The organism is Variovorax sp. CF313, assembly GCF_000282635.1.
GTDB lineage: Bacteria > Pseudomonadota > Gammaproteobacteria > Burkholderiales > Burkholderiaceae_C > Variovorax.
Genome location: NZ_AKIW01000033.1, coordinates 139,614 through 154,777, shown reverse-complemented (window position 1 = coordinate 154,777; position 15,164 = coordinate 139,614). Strand labels below are relative to the sequence as shown.

Sequence of the window (15,164 nt, the reverse complement as noted above, 5' to 3'; positions counted from 1 at the left end):
CAGATTTTCTGGCCCAAATGCAATCCATCGGCATCGCTGAAGCCAAGAACAACTTCTCGGCCCTGATCGACTCGGTCGAAAAGGGCGAGGAGGTTCGCATCACCCGCCACGGCAAGGAAGTCGTGCGCATGCTGCCGGTGCGCCGCAAGCCGGTCATCACCGACGAGCAGATCGAGCGCGAACTCGGGCAGATCGATGCGCTGCACGCCGCCATCCAGCCGGGTCTGCCACTGCGCGTATTGCTCGACGAAGGGCGCCAATCGTGACAGCCTTCGTCATGGACGCCTCGGTGACCTCCGCCTGGCTGCTGCCCGACATGGCCAGCGAACACACCCGCAAGCTCTACGCCGCCATCCGCCGCGACGAGGTCGAGCCGCAGGCACCGAATGCCTGGCAATGGGAGTGCGCCAACATCCTCGCCAACGGCGTGCGCAGCGGCCGCATTCCGACGTCGGCAGTCGAAGGGCTGTGGAGCGTGCTCGACGCCATCCGTCACCGCGTCGAACTGCACGAGCTCGCGCCCGCACAGCACAAGGCCGTGCTCGCCGTGGCCATCGACGTTGGCGTGTCGCTCTACGACGCCGGCTACCTCTGGCTCGCCAAGTCGCTCAATCTCCCGCTCGCCACCTTCGACGAGCACCTCATCCAGGCAGCGCCCCAGGCGGGCGTGAAGCTGTTCGACATTTCAACGCTCTGAGTCCCAACGCCCATGCAACACGACAAGATCCTCATCCTCGACTTCGGCTCGCAAGTCACGCAACTGATTGCACGCCGCGTGCGCGAAGCCCATGTGCTCAGCGAGGTGCATCCCTGCGACGTCACCGACGAATGGGTGCGCGAATACGCGGCCGACGGCCATCTCAAGGGCGTGATCCTGTCGGGCAGCCATGCCAGCGTGTACGAAGAAACCACCGACAAGTGCCCGCAAGCTGTATTCGACCTCGGCGTGCCCGTGTTCGGCATCTGCTACGGCATGCAGACCATGGCGCATCAGCTCGGCGGCAAGGTCGAAGGCGGCCACAAGCGCGAGTTCGGCTTTGCGGCCGTGCGCGCCCATGGCCACACCGCGCTGCTGAAAGACATCTCGGACTTCACCACGCCCGAAGGCCACGGCATGCTCAACGTGTGGATGAGCCATGGCGACAAGGTCACCGAACTGCCTCCGGGCTTCAAGCTCATGGCCAGCACCGACAGCTGCCCCATCGCCGGCATGGCCGACGAGGCGCGCCGCTACTACGCGCTGCAGTTCCACCCCGAAGTGACGCACACGGTGCAGGGCAAGGCGATCATCGAGCGCTTCGTGCTCGGCATCTGCGAAGCCAAGCCCGACTGGGTCATGCGTGATCACATCGCTGAAGCGGTCGAGAAGATCCGCGAGCAGGTGGGCGATGAAGAAGTCATCCTTGGCCTCTCAGGCGGCGTCGATTCGAGCGTGGCCGCTGCGCTGATCCACCGTGCCATCGGCGACCAGCTCACCTGCGTGTTCGTCGACCACGGCCTTCTGCGCCTGAACGAGGGCGACATGGTCATGGAGATGTTCGAAGGCAAGCTGCATGCGAAGGTGATTCGCGTGGATGCCAGCGACCTGTTCCTCGGCAAGCTCGCCGGCGTGAGCGACCCCGAAGCCAAGCGCAAGATCATCGGCGGCGAGTTCGTCACCGTGTTCAAACAGGAAGCCGCCAAGCTCAAGGCCGGCGATGGCGGCCACAAAGGCGCGACCTTCCTCGCGCAGGGCACCATCTACCCCGACGTCATCGAGTCGGGCGGCGCCAAGAGCAAGAAGGCCGTCACCATCAAGAGCCATCACAACGTGGGCGGCCTGCCCGAGCAGTTGGGCCTGAAGCTGCTCGAACCGCTGCGCGACCTGTTCAAGGACGAAGTGCGCGAACTCGGCGTGGCGCTCGGCCTGCCGCCCGAGATGGTGTATCGCCATCCGTTCCCCGGCCCGGGCTTGGGCGTGCGCATCCTCGGTGAAGTGAAGAAGGAATACGCCGACCTGCTGCGCCGCGCCGACGCGATCTTCATCGAGGAACTGCGAAACTTCACCGACGCCGAAACGGGCAAGACCTGGTACGACCTCACGAGCCAGGCTTTTACCGTGTTCCTGCCAGTGAAGAGCGTGGGCGTGATGGGCGACGGCCGCACCTATGACTACGTGGTGGCGCTTCGCGCCGTGCAGACCAGTGACTTCATGACCGCCGACTGGGCAGAGCTGCCCTACGCGCTGCTCAAGAAGGTGTCGGGGCGGATCATCAACGAGGTGCGTGGCATCAACCGCGTGACGTACGACGTGTCGAGCAAGCCGCCTGCGACGATCGAGTGGGAGTGAAATCGGGTCCCTTCGGGGACTATCGCTAGTTATCGAGAAACTGGGCGCTGTTGCACAACCCGAATTCAGGGCGAGCCTTCCCTTACCAAGTGTAGGCTCGCGCTGCTGCGGCGCGTGGCAATGGCCACACTCAATGTCTTCTGACGCCGCGACAAGGTGCTGTAGTCGGGCACGGCCCAGTCCAAGTGGGCCAACTTGATCAGGCTCTCGGCCAGGCCCGTCGCCTGGCGCTGGCCCAGCCCGAACATGCACTTCAAGGTCAGGCAGAACTGGATCGCAGCATCGCTGAACACAGCGGGCCGGCCTGAGCGACCACTGGCAGGAGCCAGCCATTGAAGGTCCGCATCGAGCCAAACCATCAATGATCCCCTGCGCTTGAGCGCCGCGGTGTACTCACTCCAGTTCGTCGTGCGGTACTTCGCCCGCGGTGGCTTGCTCATCTGCCTAGCCTAACCGCGATCGAAGGCCACTCCCGCAGGGTTATGCAACAACGCCGTTCAGGGGCCTCATCTAGTCACCATCGGCGAAGTTGTCGAACAACAGCCCGCGCAGCCACTGGTTGCCCGGATCGCGATGCGCCTTCGCGTGCCAGAACAGGTTGATCGCGATCTGCGGCAGCGCCACCGGATGTGGGCGCCAGACCAGTCCGAACGGCTCGGCGATGCTCTGCGCGAGCCGTTCGGGCACGGTTGCGATCATCTCGCTCGATCGCAGGATGTGGCCGATGGCAACGAAGTGCGGCACCTTGAGCCGGATGCGCCGCTGGATGCCCTGTGCCGCCATCACGTCGTCTGCCTTGCCGTGGCCGGTGCCGGCAGCCAGCACCTGCACGTGATCGGCCGCGCTGAAGTCCTTGAGCGAAACGCTGCGCTTGTGCGCGAGCGGATGCGCGTTCGAGAACAGGCACACGTACCGCTGCAGGAACAGCCGGCGCTGGAACACGCCCGCTTTCAGCTGCGGCAGCAGGCCGATGGCGATGTCGACGTGGCCGGCCTCCAACTCGTCGCGCAGGTTGGTCGCGGTGTTGTTGCGCAGCGTGCTGATCGTCACGCCCGGCGCCGCCACCGACAGCGCCTCCATCAGCCTCGGCGTGAAGTAGATCTCGCCGATGTCGGTCATGGCGAGCGTGAACCCGCGCGTGCTCGTGGCGGGGTCGAACACCACCTGCTGGTTGAGCGCCGTGTGCAGCGCGCCCATGGCGTAGGCCACCGGCTCGGCCAACTGCAGCGCGAAGGGCGTGGGCTCCATGCCGCGCGCGGTGCGCAGAAACAGTTCGTCGCCCAGCAGCTTGCGCAGCCGCGCCAACGCATTGCTGATGGCCGGCTGCGAAAGCCCGAGTGATTCAGCCACGGCCGACACGCGCTTTTCGGCCAGCATGCGGTCGAACACCAGCAGCAGGTTGAGGTCGATGTCCTTGAGTTGCATGGCGCACCTTTATTCAGCACAGTGATGCAGATGATTCACCAAATTCTATTGGTCAATCGGCAGGGGCCGAGCATCATCGGGCCCGGAGACAAGCCGGATCCACACCGGCGCAAGAGAACCCCACGATGGACCTTCACATTCACCCCCTTGCCCGCACTCTCGAGGTTCGCCCCGGCGCGAACCTGCTCGAAGTGCTGCGGGAACACCATGTGCCGGTGTCGTACAGCTGCATGTCGGGACGCTGCGGCACCTGCCGCTGCAAAGTAGTGTCGGGCCAGCTGCTTGACGGCGGCCAGGACGCGATCCGACCGGACGGGCAGGGCGAGCGCTACGTACTGGCCTGCCAGAGCACGCTGACCGAAAGCTGCGCCATCGAGATTCCGGAGCCCGACGAAGTGGTGGTGCATCCGGCGCGCATCCTGAAGGCGACGGTCACCGGCATCGACGTGCTCACGCACGACATCCGCCGCCTGCGCCTCAAGCCGAACAAGCCGCTGGAGTTTTCCCCGGGGCAGTATGCGCAGCTGCAGTTCGCGCCTGATCTGGCGCGGCCGTATTCCATGGCCGGACTGAGCCGCGACGCCGAGCTTGAATTCCACGTGCGCAGGGTGCCCGGCGGGCGGGTCACGGCGCACATCTTCGAGCAGCTGCGCGTTGGCGATTCGGTGCGCGTGAGCGGGCCGCTGGGTACCGCCTACCTGCGCACCAAACACCGCGGGCCCATGCTCTGCGCGGCGGGCGGCACGGGGCTGGCGCCCATCCTCTCGATCGTGCGCGGTGCCATAGCGACCGGGCTGACACAGCCTGTCCACCTCTACCTGGGCGTGCGCTCCGATGCCGACGTCTACGGTCTGGGCGAGCTGCGCGAACTGCAGGCGCAGCATCCGGGGCTGAATGTGCACGTGGTGGTCGTCACCGGCCCCGCAAGGAACAACCAGCGCGTGGGCCTCATCACCGATGCCATCCGCGCCGACTGGCCGGGCAACCTCGATGGCTGGCGCGCCTACCTGTGCGGCTCGCCGCCGATGGTCGAGGCCGTGACCCAGCTGGTGCGTGGCCGCGGCCTCGCGACCGAGCAGATCCACGCCGATGCCTTCTACCTGCAAGGCATCTGAAGCAAGAAACCACGAGAAAAAGGAGACCCGCGATGACCACGCAAACCGTGTTCCCCATCGAATTGAAATGGGAAAGCGAAAAGAGCAGTCGCATTCCCTTCATGGCCTATACCGACGAGGCGCTGCACAAGAAGGAGCTGCAGCGCTTCTTCTACGAAAAGCACTGGTGCTACGTCGGTCTGGAAGCCGAGATTCCGAACCCCGGCGATTTCAAGCGCACTGCCATCGGCGAGCGTTCGGTCGTCGTGTCGCGCGACGAAGAGGGCGTGATCCACGTCTTCGAGAACGTCTGCGCGCATCGCGGCATGCAGTTCTGCCGCGAGCGCCATGGCAACCGCAAGGAGTTCGTCTGCCCCTACCACCAGTGGAACTACACGCTCAAGGGCGACCTGCAGGGCGTGCCATTCCGCCGCGGCGTGAAGCAGGACGGCAAGGTCAACGGCGGCATGCCGGCCGACTTCAAGACCGAGGAGCACGGCCTGACCAAGCTCAAGGTGGCCTCGCGCGGCGGCGTGGTGTTCGCATCATTCGACCACGGCATCGAGTCGCTCGAGGACTTTCTCGGGCCCGACATCCTGCATTACTTCGACCGCCTGTTCGACGGCCGCAAGCTCACCATCCTTGGCTACAGCCGCCAGCGCATTCCAGGCAACTGGAAGCTGATGCAGGAGAACATCAAGGACCCGTACCACCCGGGCCTGCTGCACACCTGGTTCGTGACCTTCGGGCTCTGGCGCGCCGACAACAGGTCGGAATTGAAGATGGACGCGCACGGCCGCCACGCCGCGATGATCTCCACGCGCGGCACCGGCGGCAAGGCGGCCCAGGTCACGCAGGTGTCGAGCTTCAAGGAGAGCATGCAGCTGAAGGACCCGCGCTTTCTCGACATCGTGCCCGAGCCCTGGTGGGGCGGGCCGACCGCAGTGATGATGACGCTGTTCCCCAGCCTGATCCTCCAGCAGCAGGTCAACAGCGTCTCGACCCGGCACATCCAGCCCGTGGGACACGAGGCCTTCGATTTCGTCTGGACGCATTTCGGCTTCGAGGACGACACCGAGGAGATGACGCAACGGCGACTGCGCCAGGCCAACCTGTTCGGCCCCGCGGGTTTCGTCTCGGCCGATGACGGCGAAGTCATCGAGTTCTCGCAGGAAGGCTTCGAGCAGAAGCCCTTCCATCGCACGCTGGCCGAACTCGGCGGGCGCGAGGTGGAGAACACCGACCACATGGTGACGGAGACACTGATTCGCGGCATGTACCGCTACTGGCGCGAGGTGATGGAAGCATGAAGAACCTCGACGCCAACGCCTACCTGGAGCTCTCGCGCCTCTATGCGGCCTATGCCCATGCGGTCGATTCCGGTCACTGGGACCTGTGGCCCGCGTTCTTCACGGAGCAATGCAGCTACCGCCTTCAGCCGCGTGAAAACCACGAGCGCAATTTGCCCCTGGCCACGCTCTCGTTCGAGAGCCGGGGCATGCTGGAAGACCGGGTCTACGGCATCAAGGAGACGCTGTTCCACGATCCGTACTACCAGCGCCACGTCGTTGGCCTGCCACTGGTGCACAAGGTCGACGAAGACGGCACGATCCACAGCGAGGCCAACTACGCGGTGTTCCGCACCAAGCTCGACGGGCCTTCGACGGTGTTCAACGTCGGCCGCTACATCGACACCGTGGTGCCCACACCTGAAGGCCTGAAGTTCGCGTCGCGCCTGTGCGTGTTCGACAGCGAAATGATCCCGAACTCCATCATCTATCCCATCTGAAAGCGACCATGAGCACCATGACCTGGGTCGACGCCGCGGCCGTCGACGACATTCCCTCCGACGACGTGGTGGGCATCGAGGTGCAGGGGCGCGACATCGCCCTCTACGGCACCGAGGACGGCATCCACGCCACGGACAACATCTGCACGCACGGCCATGCGCGGCTGTGCGATGGTTTTCTCGAGGGCCACGAAATCGAATGCCCGCTGCACCAGGGGCGCTTCGACGTGCGCACGGGCAAGGCGATGTGCGCGCCGCTCACCGAAGACCTGCGCAGCTACCCGGTGAAGATCGAGGGCGGGCGGGTGTTTCTCGCGTTCGAGGGCTGATCTGTTCTGCCGCTGATCTGCAGTCTCTGTATCTGTTGCGCGGTGAGAGGGCTGGCGACAATGAACCTCCCTTTCACGGAAGCGCCATGACAGCAGAAAAGACCCGGGACCAGATCGCCGACCAGATTGCCGCGGAGCTGGGCCACAGCTTCGACGGCGAGATCATTGCCGGCGGCCACTACGTGCCGCTCGTGCGCGGCGGCCGCACGGTCTACCTCAGCGGCCAGGTGCCGCGCGTGGGCACCACGGTGGTGGTCACCGGCCGCGTCGGCGACACAGTGTCGCTCGACAAGGCCCGCGAAGGCGCGCAGATCTGCACGCTGCGCAGCCTGGCGCTGCTGCGCAGGGCCTTCGGTTCGCTCGATGCCATCGAGAAGGTCTTGCGCGTGGGCGTGTTCGTGCAATGCACGGCCGACTTCACGCAGCAGAGCGAAGTGGCCGATGCCGCTTCCGACCTCTTGCACCGTGTGTTCGGCGAGGCCGGCGTGCACGTGCGCACGGCGGTCGGCGTGTATGCACTGCCGAAGAATGCGACGGTCGAAGTCGAGATGACGGTCGCCGCCAAGCAGTACATCGGCTAGCGCGACGGCAGGCCGATGAGGTCGCGTGCCAGTTGGGCGATGGTCAGCGGCGCGCAGCCTTCTGCGTTGTTGCTCACGGTGACGAAAGCGTTCTGGCCCGCGCGCGTGGTTCCCGCGATCACCTTGGCCAGCGCCGCGCGCGTCTCGGGATCGGGATCGACGATCTTGTCGAAGGGGCCGTAGAGCTTTTCTGCGTCCTCGTAGCCGAAGCGGCCATGGCGGCGGTGCAGGTTCCAGCGGCACACCAGCGGACCGGGCCACAGCGCACGCAGCATCGGCAACTGCTCCTCGATGGGGGGCATCTTGGCGTGCAGGCCCATGCAGAAGGTGGCACGCACGCTGCGCAGCATCTCGGCGAAGGCGGGGTTCAGCAGCTGCGGGTCGCGCACTTCGACGGCGATCACCGCATCGGGCGCGACCGATGCGAGGTCGGGCAGCGAGTCGAGCATCTCGGCGATGCGCGCCAGCAGCGCGGGCTGGTCGGCCAGCAGGTGGCCGGGAATCGGGCTCAGCTGGAACACCAGCGCGCCGATGCGATGGCCCAGCCCTTCGAGCGCGGGCAGCACGAACTCCTGCCGCGCGATCTCGGCGCTGAGGAACACGGGGTTGGCCTGCATGCCGCGGCCGCTTTCGTCGCGCACGGTGGCGTCGGTCACGAGGCTCGGCGCCTTCACCACGAAGCGGAAGTCGTCCGGCACCATTGCCGCGTAGCGTGCGTACTGGCTGGCGGTGAGGGCGCGGTAGAAATTGCGGTCCAGGCTCACGGTGCGAAACAGCGGGTGCTTCGCCAGCGCGGAGAGGCCGTTCTTCGACAGCACGGTCTCGGCATATTCGCCATCCCAAACCAGGTTGGCCCAGCCCGGATAGCTCCACGACGAGGTGCCGAGCCGCAGCTTGGGCGGCAGCGCAGCGGCCAGCTCGACCAGTGCCGGATCGGTGGGGGCGGGCTCGACCGTGCCGGTGTGCGATTTCTTCTTCGCGGGCGGTTCGGCTTCCGCCTTGGCGGGCGCCGGCGCGGCCGCTGACGCCTCTTCAGGGCGCGGAAGATCGGGAAAAAGAGAGTCCTGTACGTCAGCCATGTCTGGGCCCGCATTCTCGGCCAACCCCGGACAGGCTCGCCGCGCCGGGCACAATCCGCGCCATGAAACAGTGGTTGCGCACGCAGGGTGGTTGGTGGCTGGCATGGCTGGTGCTCACCGCCGCTGGCGCGGTGTGGCTCGCGCGCGCCGAACTGGCGCAGGTGCACCAGGACTTCGAGACCGATGTGCGCATCGCGCACCGGCTCATGAGCCAGCAGATGGTGCAGTACGACGCCGTGCTGGCCACGCTCGCGCTGCTGGAGCCCAGCACCGGCGCGGACCATCCGGAGCAGCGCCTGCCTTCGGTGTATTCGTCCATCCTGCGCGTGCAGCGGCGCGACCGCGACGAGCCCTGGGCAGACGGCGCGCAGGCCGGCGCACTGGCCGCGGCCGAGGCGCGTTCGCGTAGCCTGCAGCGCCCCGAACTGGCCGCGCTCGACCTGGCTCATGGCCGCTATATGCTCGTCATCGGCGCCACGCCGTTCAGCTACGCACTCGACATCGACCTGGCCGGCTCCGTGCCGTGGCGCGACTGGCCGATGAACCCGCAGCGCAGCCCCGTGAGGGTGAGCCTGCAGCGCGACGGGCAGCAACTCGTGCTGCAACCCGGTGCACCGGCCACGAACGGATGGCGTTTCGGGCTGACCAAGGCGCTGGCCTCGCCGAGCCAGCCCTTCGAGCTCGTGGCCGAGCGGCAGGTGGGATGGGGCGAGCTGCCGTGGCGCGGCATCGCTGGCTGGGCCGTGGCCGCGGCTGCGCTGCTGGTAGGCCTGTGGACCGCGCAGCGCCAGCGCGTGGCGCGGCGGCGGGCCGAAGAGCTGCTGCGGCTCGGGCAGGTCGCGCGGCTCAATGCGCTGGGCGAACTGTCTGCCGGGCTGGCGCACGAACTCAACCAGCCCCTCACGGCGGTGCTGGCCAACGTGCAGGCCGCGCGCCGTTTGCTCGGCGACGAGCCACCGGACCTGGCCACGGCGCGCGACGCGATGGGGCAGGCCGTCGAGCAGGCGCGCCGCGCGGCCAGCGTGGTGGGACGCCTGCGCCGCGTCATCGAGCGTCCAGAGGCCGCGGGCGACGCGAAGCCGCTGGTGCTGCAGGAGGTGGTGCGCAGCGCCATGCACCTGCTGGCGCCGGAGTTCGCGAAGCACACGATCAACGCGCAGTTCGACGCCGCCGCGCAGGCGCCGGTGCGCGTGCAGGCCGAGACCGTGGCTCTCGAGCAGATCGTGCACAACCTGCTGATGAACGCGCTTCAGGCGCTCGAGCTCGTGCCGGCGGCCGAGCGGCGCCTCGTCGTCTCGGTCGGCCGCAATGGGCAGGAGGGCGTGCTGACCGTGACCGACAACGGACGCGGCATCGCCCCCGAGGCCCTGCCGCGCCTCTTCGAGCCCTTTTTCAGCACGCGCGAAGGCGGACTGGGCCTCGGCCTGAGCCTCAGCGAAACCCTGGCCAGCGGCATGGGCGGCAGCCTGAGCGCGGCCAACGCCTCGCCGCGCGGCGCGCGCTTCACTCTTTTGCTGCCGCTGGTCGCACCGTCTCCATGAACACGCCGAGCATCCATCCACCGCAATCTCCGCTGGTCCACCTGATCGACGACGACCAGGCGGTGCGCGACAGCCTGTCGCTGCTGATCGGTACGGTCGGCCTGCGCGTTCAGGCCTGGGCCGACCCGCAGGCCTTTATCGACGGGTTCGACCGCGCGAGTGTCGGCGCCATCGTGCTCGACGTGCGCATGCCCGGTATCAGTGGCCTGACGGTGCTCGACCGTCTGGTGGCGCAGGGCGTCGACCAGCCCGTGATCATGCTGACCGGCCACGGCACGGTCGAGATGTGCCGCCGCGCCTTCAAGGCCGGCGCGGCCGAGTTTCTCGAAAAGCCGGTGGACGACGAGCAATTGCTCGAAGCGCTGCAGCAGGCCGTGCGGCAGCACGTGCGCTCGCGCGAACGCTCGCAGGCGGACAACGCCGCGCGCGAGCGGGTGGCTCAGCTGTCGGAGCGCGAGCGCGAGGTGCTCGCCTTCATCGTGCAGGGGCTGACCAACAAGGAGATCGCGCGCACGCTCGCGCTGTCGCCGCGCACGGTCGAGACGCACCGCGCCAACCTGTTCGCCAAGCTCGGCTGCGATTCGCTCGCGCAATTGATCCGGCGCTACGCCGTGCTGGTGGACAGCGCTCCGTAGAACTACGGAGCACCGCGCGTAGCCGTACGAATGGCCGTTGCGCGCCGGGTTTTCTACAGTGGCGCAGCCGTCGGCAACAGCCGGCGCAACCACCCGCATCCACTGGAGAAAACGAACAATGCATTCCATCCTTCGCCTCGGCGGCCTCGCCGTCCTGCTTGCCGCTTCCGCGGTCCAGGCCCAGACGCCCGCACCCGCGGCTTCGGCCGTGCGCACCGAAAAGAACATCTCGCTCGCGCTGGCCAACCAGATCGCGGCCGAAGCCGTGGCCGCCTGCGCGGCCAACGGCTACAACGTGGCGGCCACCGTGGTCGACCGCGCCGGCACCGTGCGTGCCGTGCAGCGCGCCGACAACGCCGGCCCGCACACGCTGGCTTCGAGCGAGCGCAAGGCCTGGACCTCGGCCTCGGCCAAGAGCCCGACGCAGGCCATGATGGAAGGCGCGCAGAAGAACGCAGGTGCGGCCAATCTGGTCTACCTGCCGGGCTTCCTGCTGCTGGGCGGCGGCGTGCCGGTCAAGTCGGGCAATGAAGTGATCGGCGCGGTCGGTGTGGGCGGCGCACCCGGCGGCCACCTCGACGACCAGTGCGCCAACGCGGCGCTGGAAAAGGTCAAGGGCCTGCTCTGATGAAGGCGCGCGGCATCTGGCCGGGTGTGCTGGCGATCGCGCTCGGGTTGGGCGTGCCGATCAGCGCGCTCGCCCAGGTGCCGCCGCTGGCAGCGGAGGTGCTGGCCTACGAGGGACTGCACCAGGCTGCATGGCATGGCGACCTGCAGAAGCTGAAGGCGCTGGCCGCCGCGGGCGCCAACCTCGATGCGCGCGACACGCGCGGCCGCACGCCGCTGCATGTTGCCACGCATGCGCGGCAGCGCGAGGCGATCAAGCTGCTGGCCAAGGCCGGCGCCAACCTCGACCTGCTAGACGACGACCGCTACGACGCCGTCACCATCGCGTCGGTGGCCGATGACACGCCGACGCTTTCCCTGCTGCTGTCGCTCGGCGCCAAGGCCGGGCAGACCACGAGCCGCTACGACGGCACCGCGCTGATCGCGGCCGCGCACCTCGGGCACGACGAGGTGGTGCGGCGGCTGATCGCCGCGGGTGCGCCGCTCGACCACGTCAACAACCTGCACTGGACGGCCGTGATCGAATCCATCGTGCTCGGCGACGGCGGCCCGCGCCATCAGCGCACGCTGGCCGCGCTGATCGATGCCGGCGCCAGCCTCAAGCTGACCGACCGCCAGGGCAACACGCCGCTGCAGCTGGCCAAGGCGCGCGGCTACACCGCGATGGTGAAACTGCTGGAGGCGCCGCGTACAAGATAGGGGCGGCTCGGGGACAATCGGGCCTCGCCACGAGGAAAAACGCCCATGTACATGCCCCCGCAGTTCAATGCCAAGGACCCGGCCATCGCGCTGGAGCTGATGCGCTCGCACCCGTTCGCGAGCCTGATCTCGAACGACGACGACGGGTTGCCGTACGTCACGCACCTGCCGCTCGTGGCCGAGCCGCGCGGAGGCGACGAACTGGTGCTGCTGGGGCATTGCGCCAAGCCCAATCCGCACTGGCGCTACCTGCAGGCGCACCCCAAGGCGGTCGTCACCTTCCTCGGTCCGCATTCGTACCTGTCACCTTCGGTGTACCCTGACCTGGCCCGCGTGCCGACCTGGAACTACCTGGCCGTGCACTGCACCGTCGAGGCCCGGCTGATCGAGGAGTCCGCGGACAAGGACGCGCTGCTCAAGAAACTCATCGGCGACCACGAGCCCGCCTATGCGCAGCAGTGGCGCGACCTGGGCGAGGAATTCCAGCTCAAGATGCTGGCCGGCATCACGGGCTTCGAGTTGCGCGTGACGGCGCTGCAATGCAAGGTCAAGCTCAACCAGCACCGCCGCGAGTCGCATGCCGCGATGCACGCGGTCTACAGCGCGGGCACGCCGGACGAGCAGGCGCTTGCCGTGTGGATGGGCCGGCTCGGCATGACGGCCGATGCGCCCGTGGCGCAGGAACGCTGAGATGCGCGGACTCGGACTCATCGGCCTCGTGCTGGCACTCGTGATCGCCGGGCTGGTTGCGAAGAAGCAGATGACGAGCATGGCTTCTTCTCCGCGGCCGGCCGTGCCCGGCGTTGCTGCACCAGCAGGCGAAGCGCCTGTGAATGCGCAACAGGTGCAGCGGCAGGTCAAGGAAGCGCTCGACGCGGCGACCAAGGCGCGCCAGATGCCGGATGACAACTGAGGCCATTCCCGCGCCGATGCCGGGCGATGCGCACTGGATGGCGCTCGCGCTCGCCGAGGCGCAGCTTGCCGCCGAGGCTGGCGAAGTGCCCGTCGGCGCTGTGCTGGTCAAGGACGGCCAGCTGATCGCGACAGGCCGCAACACGCCGGTCGCACAGCACGATCCGAGCGCGCATGCCGAGATCAACGCGCTGCGCGCCGGTGCCGCAGCGCTCGGCAACTACCGGCTCGATGGCTGCGAGCTGTTCGTCACGCTGGAACCGTGCGCGATGTGCTCGGGGGCGATGCTGCATTCGCGGCTGGCGCGCGTCGTGTACGGCGCGACCGATCCCAAGACCGGTGCAGCCGGTTCGGTGCTCGATCTCTTCGCCGAACCTCGGCTGAACCATCGCACGCTGGTGCAGGGCGGGGTGCTGGCGCAGGAGTGCGCCGCGGTGCTGCAGGCCTTCTTCCAGCAGCGCCGGAGCGCCGCGCGCGCGCAGGCCGAACCCTTGCGCGACGACGCGCTGCGCACGCCGCAGGAGCGCTTCGACGCGCTGGCCGGCTACGCCTTCGCGCCGCACTACGTGCAGGACCTGCCGAGCCAGCGGGGCTGGCGCATGCACTACGTCGATGAAGGCGGTGAAGGCGAAGCAGCCTGCTGCCTGTGCCTGCACGGCCCGGGCGAATGGGGCTACTTCTTCCGGCACCTCGTGGGCCTGCCCGGGCTGCGCACGCTCGTGCCCGACCTGATCGGTTTCGGCAAGAGCGACAAGCCCAAGCGCGAAGCGCCGCATCGCCTTGAATGGCACCGCGACGTGCTGCTCGAATGGCTGGATCGCATGCAGTCCGACACGATGGTGCTTGCGCACAGCGCGGCCGCGACCGACCTGGCCGCGCTGCTGCAGGCCGCGGCGCCCGGCCGTTTCGCGGCGATGCTGCTCGTGCCCGACGGCGGCGAGCAAATCGGGGGCGCATGGCGCGCACCTTTCCCCGATCGGGGCTACGAAGCCGCGCTGCGCGCGCTCGGCCCCATCGCCACGTCCTCGGGACCTGCGCCGGCGCAAGCTCGAACGTTCGTGCTGCAGGCGCGAAACGCAATGGGATACTCGAACACGTGAGCAAACACATCTACATCTATTCCCCCGCCAGCGCGGTCCGCGACAAGGCTGCGTTCCGGCGCGGCGTCAAGCGGCTCCAGGCGCTGGGCCATGAAGTCGAAATCGACGAGGCGGCACTCTCGGCGTACCAACGCTTCGCGGGCGACGACGCCACGCGGCTCGCCGCGATTTCGCGCGCCGCAGCAAGCGGTGCCGACGTCGCGCTCATCGCGCGCGGCGGCTACGGCCTCACACGCATCCTGGATGCCATTCCCTACAAGGCCGTGGCCAAGGCGATCGGCAAGGGCACCGAGTTCGTCGGCTGCAGCGACTTCACCGCGCTGCAGAGCGCGCTGCTGGTCAAGACCGGCGCCGTGAGCTGGTCGGGCCCTGCGCTCGGCGAAGACTTCGGCGCCGAGGCCGGTCCTGACGACATCATGGAAGCCTGCTTCGACGACCTCGTGAGCGGGCAGGGCGAAGGCACCGGCTGGCGCATGCCGGCGCGCGATGCCGACCTGAAGTTCAAGCCGGTGCAGGACGCGGTGCTGTGGGGTGGCAACCTCTGCGTGCTGGCCAGCCTGCTTGGCACGCCATACTTTCCCGCGGTCGACAAGGGAGTGCTCTTCATCGAGGACACCAACGAGCATCCGTACCGCATCGAACGCATGCTCGACCAGTTGAAGATGGCCGGCGTGCTGGCGCGCCAGCGTGCCATCGTGTTCGGGCAGTTCACGGGTATCCGCAAGGTGCCGGGCTACGACCGCGGCTTTGGCCTGGACACGGTGATCGACCGGCTGCGCGCTTCGCTCAAGGTGCCGGTGCTGGCGGGCCTGCCGTTCGGCCACGTGCCCACGAAGGTGCTGCTGCCGGTGGGCGCGAAGGTGTCGATGGCGGCGCAAGGGCGCGACGTCTTCCTCGTCTGGGGCCACTTGCACGCGTCGGCGCACGGGCACCACCACGAACATGATCATCAACACGCCCATTGACCACGGGCAGGGAGAAGAAATCGAAAAAAGAAAAACGGCCCCGAAGGGCCGCCGCAGCT

18 protein-coding genes and 1 pseudogene are annotated in these 15,164 nt (G+C 67.6%); 16 read left to right on the top strand and 3 right to left on the bottom strand.

What is annotated here, in order from left to right:
* Positions 1-17: 17 nt before the first annotated feature.
* Genes PMI12_RS11325 through guaA form a run of 3 tightly spaced genes read left to right on the top strand, consistent with a single transcriptional unit; the run spans position 18 to position 2,329 of the window.
* Positions 18-266, top strand: a complete 249-nt coding sequence (locus PMI12_RS11325; protein WP_007832240.1) for a type II toxin-antitoxin system Phd/YefM family antitoxin — start codon at positions 18-20, stop codon at positions 264-266.
* An 11-nt stretch (positions 267-277) separates the two neighbouring features.
* A complete protein-coding gene (locus PMI12_RS11320) occupies positions 278-697 on the top strand; it encodes a type II toxin-antitoxin system VapC family toxin (RefSeq protein ID WP_007832239.1) in 420 nt (139 codons plus the stop codon).
* A gap of 12 nt (positions 698-709) precedes the next feature.
* On the top strand, positions 710-2,329 hold the full coding sequence (guaA, locus tag PMI12_RS11315; RefSeq protein WP_007832237.1) for a glutamine-hydrolyzing GMP synthase: 1,620 nt from the start codon (positions 710-712) through the stop codon (positions 2,327-2,329).
* Between the two features lie 83 nt (positions 2,330-2,412).
* Here guaA and PMI12_RS11310 read toward each other — a convergent pair.
* Positions 2,413-2,769 (bottom strand): annotated as a pseudogene (locus tag PMI12_RS11310) (transposase); the annotation flags it as partial.
* Between the two features lie 70 nt (positions 2,770-2,839).
* The gene (locus PMI12_RS11305; RefSeq protein ID WP_007832233.1) at positions 2,840-3,754 is read right to left on the bottom strand and encodes a LysR family transcriptional regulator; all 915 of its coding nucleotides are present in this window, start codon (positions 3,752-3,754) and stop codon (positions 2,840-2,842) included.
* Positions 3,755-3,879: 125 nt separating this feature from the next.
* Here PMI12_RS11305 and PMI12_RS11300 point away from each other — a divergent pair, with 125 nt between their 5' ends.
* From PMI12_RS11300 to PMI12_RS11280, 5 genes are all read left to right on the top strand, one after another.
* A complete protein-coding gene (locus tag PMI12_RS11300; protein ID WP_007832232.1) occupies positions 3,880-4,869 on the top strand; it encodes a 2Fe-2S iron-sulfur cluster-binding protein in 990 nt (329 codons plus the stop codon).
* Between the two features lie 32 nt (positions 4,870-4,901).
* Positions 4,902-6,158, top strand: coding sequence for an aromatic ring-hydroxylating dioxygenase subunit alpha (locus PMI12_RS11295; RefSeq protein WP_007832230.1), 1,257 nt, complete (start codon positions 4,902-4,904; stop codon positions 6,156-6,158).
* Positions 6,155-6,637 carry an aromatic-ring-hydroxylating dioxygenase subunit beta gene (locus PMI12_RS11290; protein WP_007832229.1) on the top strand — a complete coding sequence of 161 codons (483 nt, stop codon included), beginning with the start codon at positions 6,155-6,157 and terminating at the stop codon, positions 6,635-6,637. Before PMI12_RS11295 ends, PMI12_RS11290 begins: the two co-directional genes overlap by 4 nt.
* An 8-nt stretch (positions 6,638-6,645) precedes the next feature.
* Entirely contained in the window at positions 6,646-6,966 is a 321-nt protein-coding gene (locus PMI12_RS11285; RefSeq protein ID WP_007832227.1) for a non-heme iron oxygenase ferredoxin subunit, read from the top strand.
* Between the two features lie 86 nt (positions 6,967-7,052).
* Positions 7,053-7,547: a RidA family protein gene (locus PMI12_RS11280; RefSeq protein ID WP_007832225.1), complete on the top strand. Its 495-nt coding sequence runs from the start codon at positions 7,053-7,055 to the stop codon at positions 7,545-7,547.
* On the opposite strand, the gene PMI12_RS11275 is transcribed toward PMI12_RS11280, so the two are convergent.
* A complete protein-coding gene (locus tag PMI12_RS11275; protein ID WP_007832224.1) occupies positions 7,544-8,626 on the bottom strand; it encodes a DUF72 domain-containing protein in 1,083 nt (360 codons plus the stop codon). The genes PMI12_RS11280 and PMI12_RS11275 overlap by 4 nt on opposite strands.
* A 62-nt stretch (positions 8,627-8,688) precedes the next feature.
* On the opposite strand from PMI12_RS11275, the gene PMI12_RS11270 reads away from it, so the two are divergent.
* The 8 genes from PMI12_RS11270 to PMI12_RS11235 all read left to right on the top strand — a co-directional run bounded on the left by PMI12_RS11270 (position 8,689) and on the right by PMI12_RS11235 (position 15,105).
* Complete coding sequence (locus PMI12_RS11270; RefSeq protein ID WP_007832223.1) at positions 8,689-10,167, top strand: sensor histidine kinase; 1,479 nt, start codon at positions 8,689-8,691, stop codon at positions 10,165-10,167.
* The gene (locus PMI12_RS11265) at positions 10,164-10,802 is read left to right on the top strand and encodes a response regulator transcription factor (RefSeq protein ID WP_007832222.1); all 639 of its coding nucleotides are present in this window, start codon (positions 10,164-10,166) and stop codon (positions 10,800-10,802) included. Before PMI12_RS11270 ends, PMI12_RS11265 begins: the two co-directional genes overlap by 4 nt.
* 118 nt (positions 10,803-10,920) lie before the next feature.
* Positions 10,921-11,430, top strand: a complete 510-nt coding sequence (locus tag PMI12_RS11260; RefSeq protein WP_007832221.1) for a GlcG/HbpS family heme-binding protein — start codon at positions 10,921-10,923, stop codon at positions 11,428-11,430.
* Positions 11,430-12,128, top strand: coding sequence for an ankyrin repeat domain-containing protein (locus tag PMI12_RS11255; RefSeq protein WP_007832220.1), 699 nt, complete (start codon positions 11,430-11,432; stop codon positions 12,126-12,128). Before PMI12_RS11260 ends, PMI12_RS11255 begins: the two co-directional genes overlap by 1 nt.
* Positions 12,129-12,173: 45 nt before the next feature.
* The gene (locus tag PMI12_RS11250; protein ID WP_007832219.1) at positions 12,174-12,818 is read left to right on the top strand and encodes an FMN-binding negative transcriptional regulator; all 645 of its coding nucleotides are present in this window, start codon (positions 12,174-12,176) and stop codon (positions 12,816-12,818) included.
* 1 nt (position 12,819) lies between these two features.
* Positions 12,820-13,041, top strand: coding sequence for a hypothetical protein (locus PMI12_RS11245; RefSeq protein WP_007832218.1), 222 nt, complete (start codon positions 12,820-12,822; stop codon positions 13,039-13,041).
* Positions 13,031-14,140 (top strand): tRNA adenosine(34) deaminase TadA, encoded by a 1,110-nt coding sequence (tadA, locus tag PMI12_RS11240; protein ID WP_007832217.1) that lies wholly within the window; start codon positions 13,031-13,033, stop codon positions 14,138-14,140. Before PMI12_RS11245 ends, tadA begins: the two co-directional genes overlap by 11 nt.
* A complete protein-coding gene (locus PMI12_RS11235; RefSeq protein ID WP_007832216.1) occupies positions 14,137-15,105 on the top strand; it encodes an LD-carboxypeptidase in 969 nt (322 codons plus the stop codon). The genes tadA and PMI12_RS11235 overlap by 4 nt, the downstream gene beginning before the upstream one ends.
* Positions 15,106-15,164: the final 59 nt, after the last annotated feature.

Excerpts from the sequence above, each read along its gene's own strand:
- PMI12_RS11325 (WP_007832240.1), top strand. The coding sequence starts at position 18 with ATGCAATCCATCGGCATCGCTGAAGCCAAGAACAACTTCTCGGCCCTG.
- PMI12_RS11320 (WP_007832239.1), top strand. The coding sequence starts at position 278 with ATGGACGCCTCGGTGACCTCCGCCTGGCTGCTGCCCGACATGGCCAGC.
- guaA (WP_007832237.1), top strand. The coding sequence starts at position 710 with ATGCAACACGACAAGATCCTCATCCTCGACTTCGGCTCGCAAGTCACG.
- PMI12_RS11305 (WP_007832233.1), bottom strand. The coding sequence starts at position 3,754 with ATGCAACTCAAGGACATCGACCTCAACCTGCTGCTGGTGTTCGACCGC.
- PMI12_RS11300 (WP_007832232.1), top strand. The coding sequence starts at position 3,880 with ATGGACCTTCACATTCACCCCCTTGCCCGCACTCTCGAGGTTCGCCCC.
- PMI12_RS11295 (WP_007832230.1), top strand. The coding sequence starts at position 4,902 with ATGACCACGCAAACCGTGTTCCCCATCGAATTGAAATGGGAAAGCGAA.
- PMI12_RS11290 (WP_007832229.1), top strand. The coding sequence starts at position 6,155 with ATGAAGAACCTCGACGCCAACGCCTACCTGGAGCTCTCGCGCCTCTAT.
- PMI12_RS11285 (WP_007832227.1), top strand. The coding sequence starts at position 6,646 with ATGAGCACCATGACCTGGGTCGACGCCGCGGCCGTCGACGACATTCCC.
- PMI12_RS11280 (WP_007832225.1), top strand. The coding sequence starts at position 7,053 with ATGACAGCAGAAAAGACCCGGGACCAGATCGCCGACCAGATTGCCGCG.
- PMI12_RS11275 (WP_007832224.1), bottom strand. The coding sequence starts at position 8,626 with ATGGCTGACGTACAGGACTCTCTTTTTCCCGATCTTCCGCGCCCTGAA.
- PMI12_RS11270 (WP_007832223.1), top strand. The coding sequence starts at position 8,689 with ATGAAACAGTGGTTGCGCACGCAGGGTGGTTGGTGGCTGGCATGGCTG.
- PMI12_RS11265 (WP_007832222.1), top strand. The coding sequence starts at position 10,164 with ATGAACACGCCGAGCATCCATCCACCGCAATCTCCGCTGGTCCACCTG.
- PMI12_RS11260 (WP_007832221.1), top strand. The coding sequence starts at position 10,921 with ATGCATTCCATCCTTCGCCTCGGCGGCCTCGCCGTCCTGCTTGCCGCT.
- PMI12_RS11255 (WP_007832220.1), top strand. The coding sequence starts at position 11,430 with ATGAAGGCGCGCGGCATCTGGCCGGGTGTGCTGGCGATCGCGCTCGGG.
- PMI12_RS11250 (WP_007832219.1), top strand. The coding sequence starts at position 12,174 with ATGTACATGCCCCCGCAGTTCAATGCCAAGGACCCGGCCATCGCGCTG.
- PMI12_RS11245 (WP_007832218.1), top strand. The coding sequence starts at position 12,820 with ATGCGCGGACTCGGACTCATCGGCCTCGTGCTGGCACTCGTGATCGCC.
- tadA (WP_007832217.1), top strand. The coding sequence starts at position 13,031 with ATGACAACTGAGGCCATTCCCGCGCCGATGCCGGGCGATGCGCACTGG.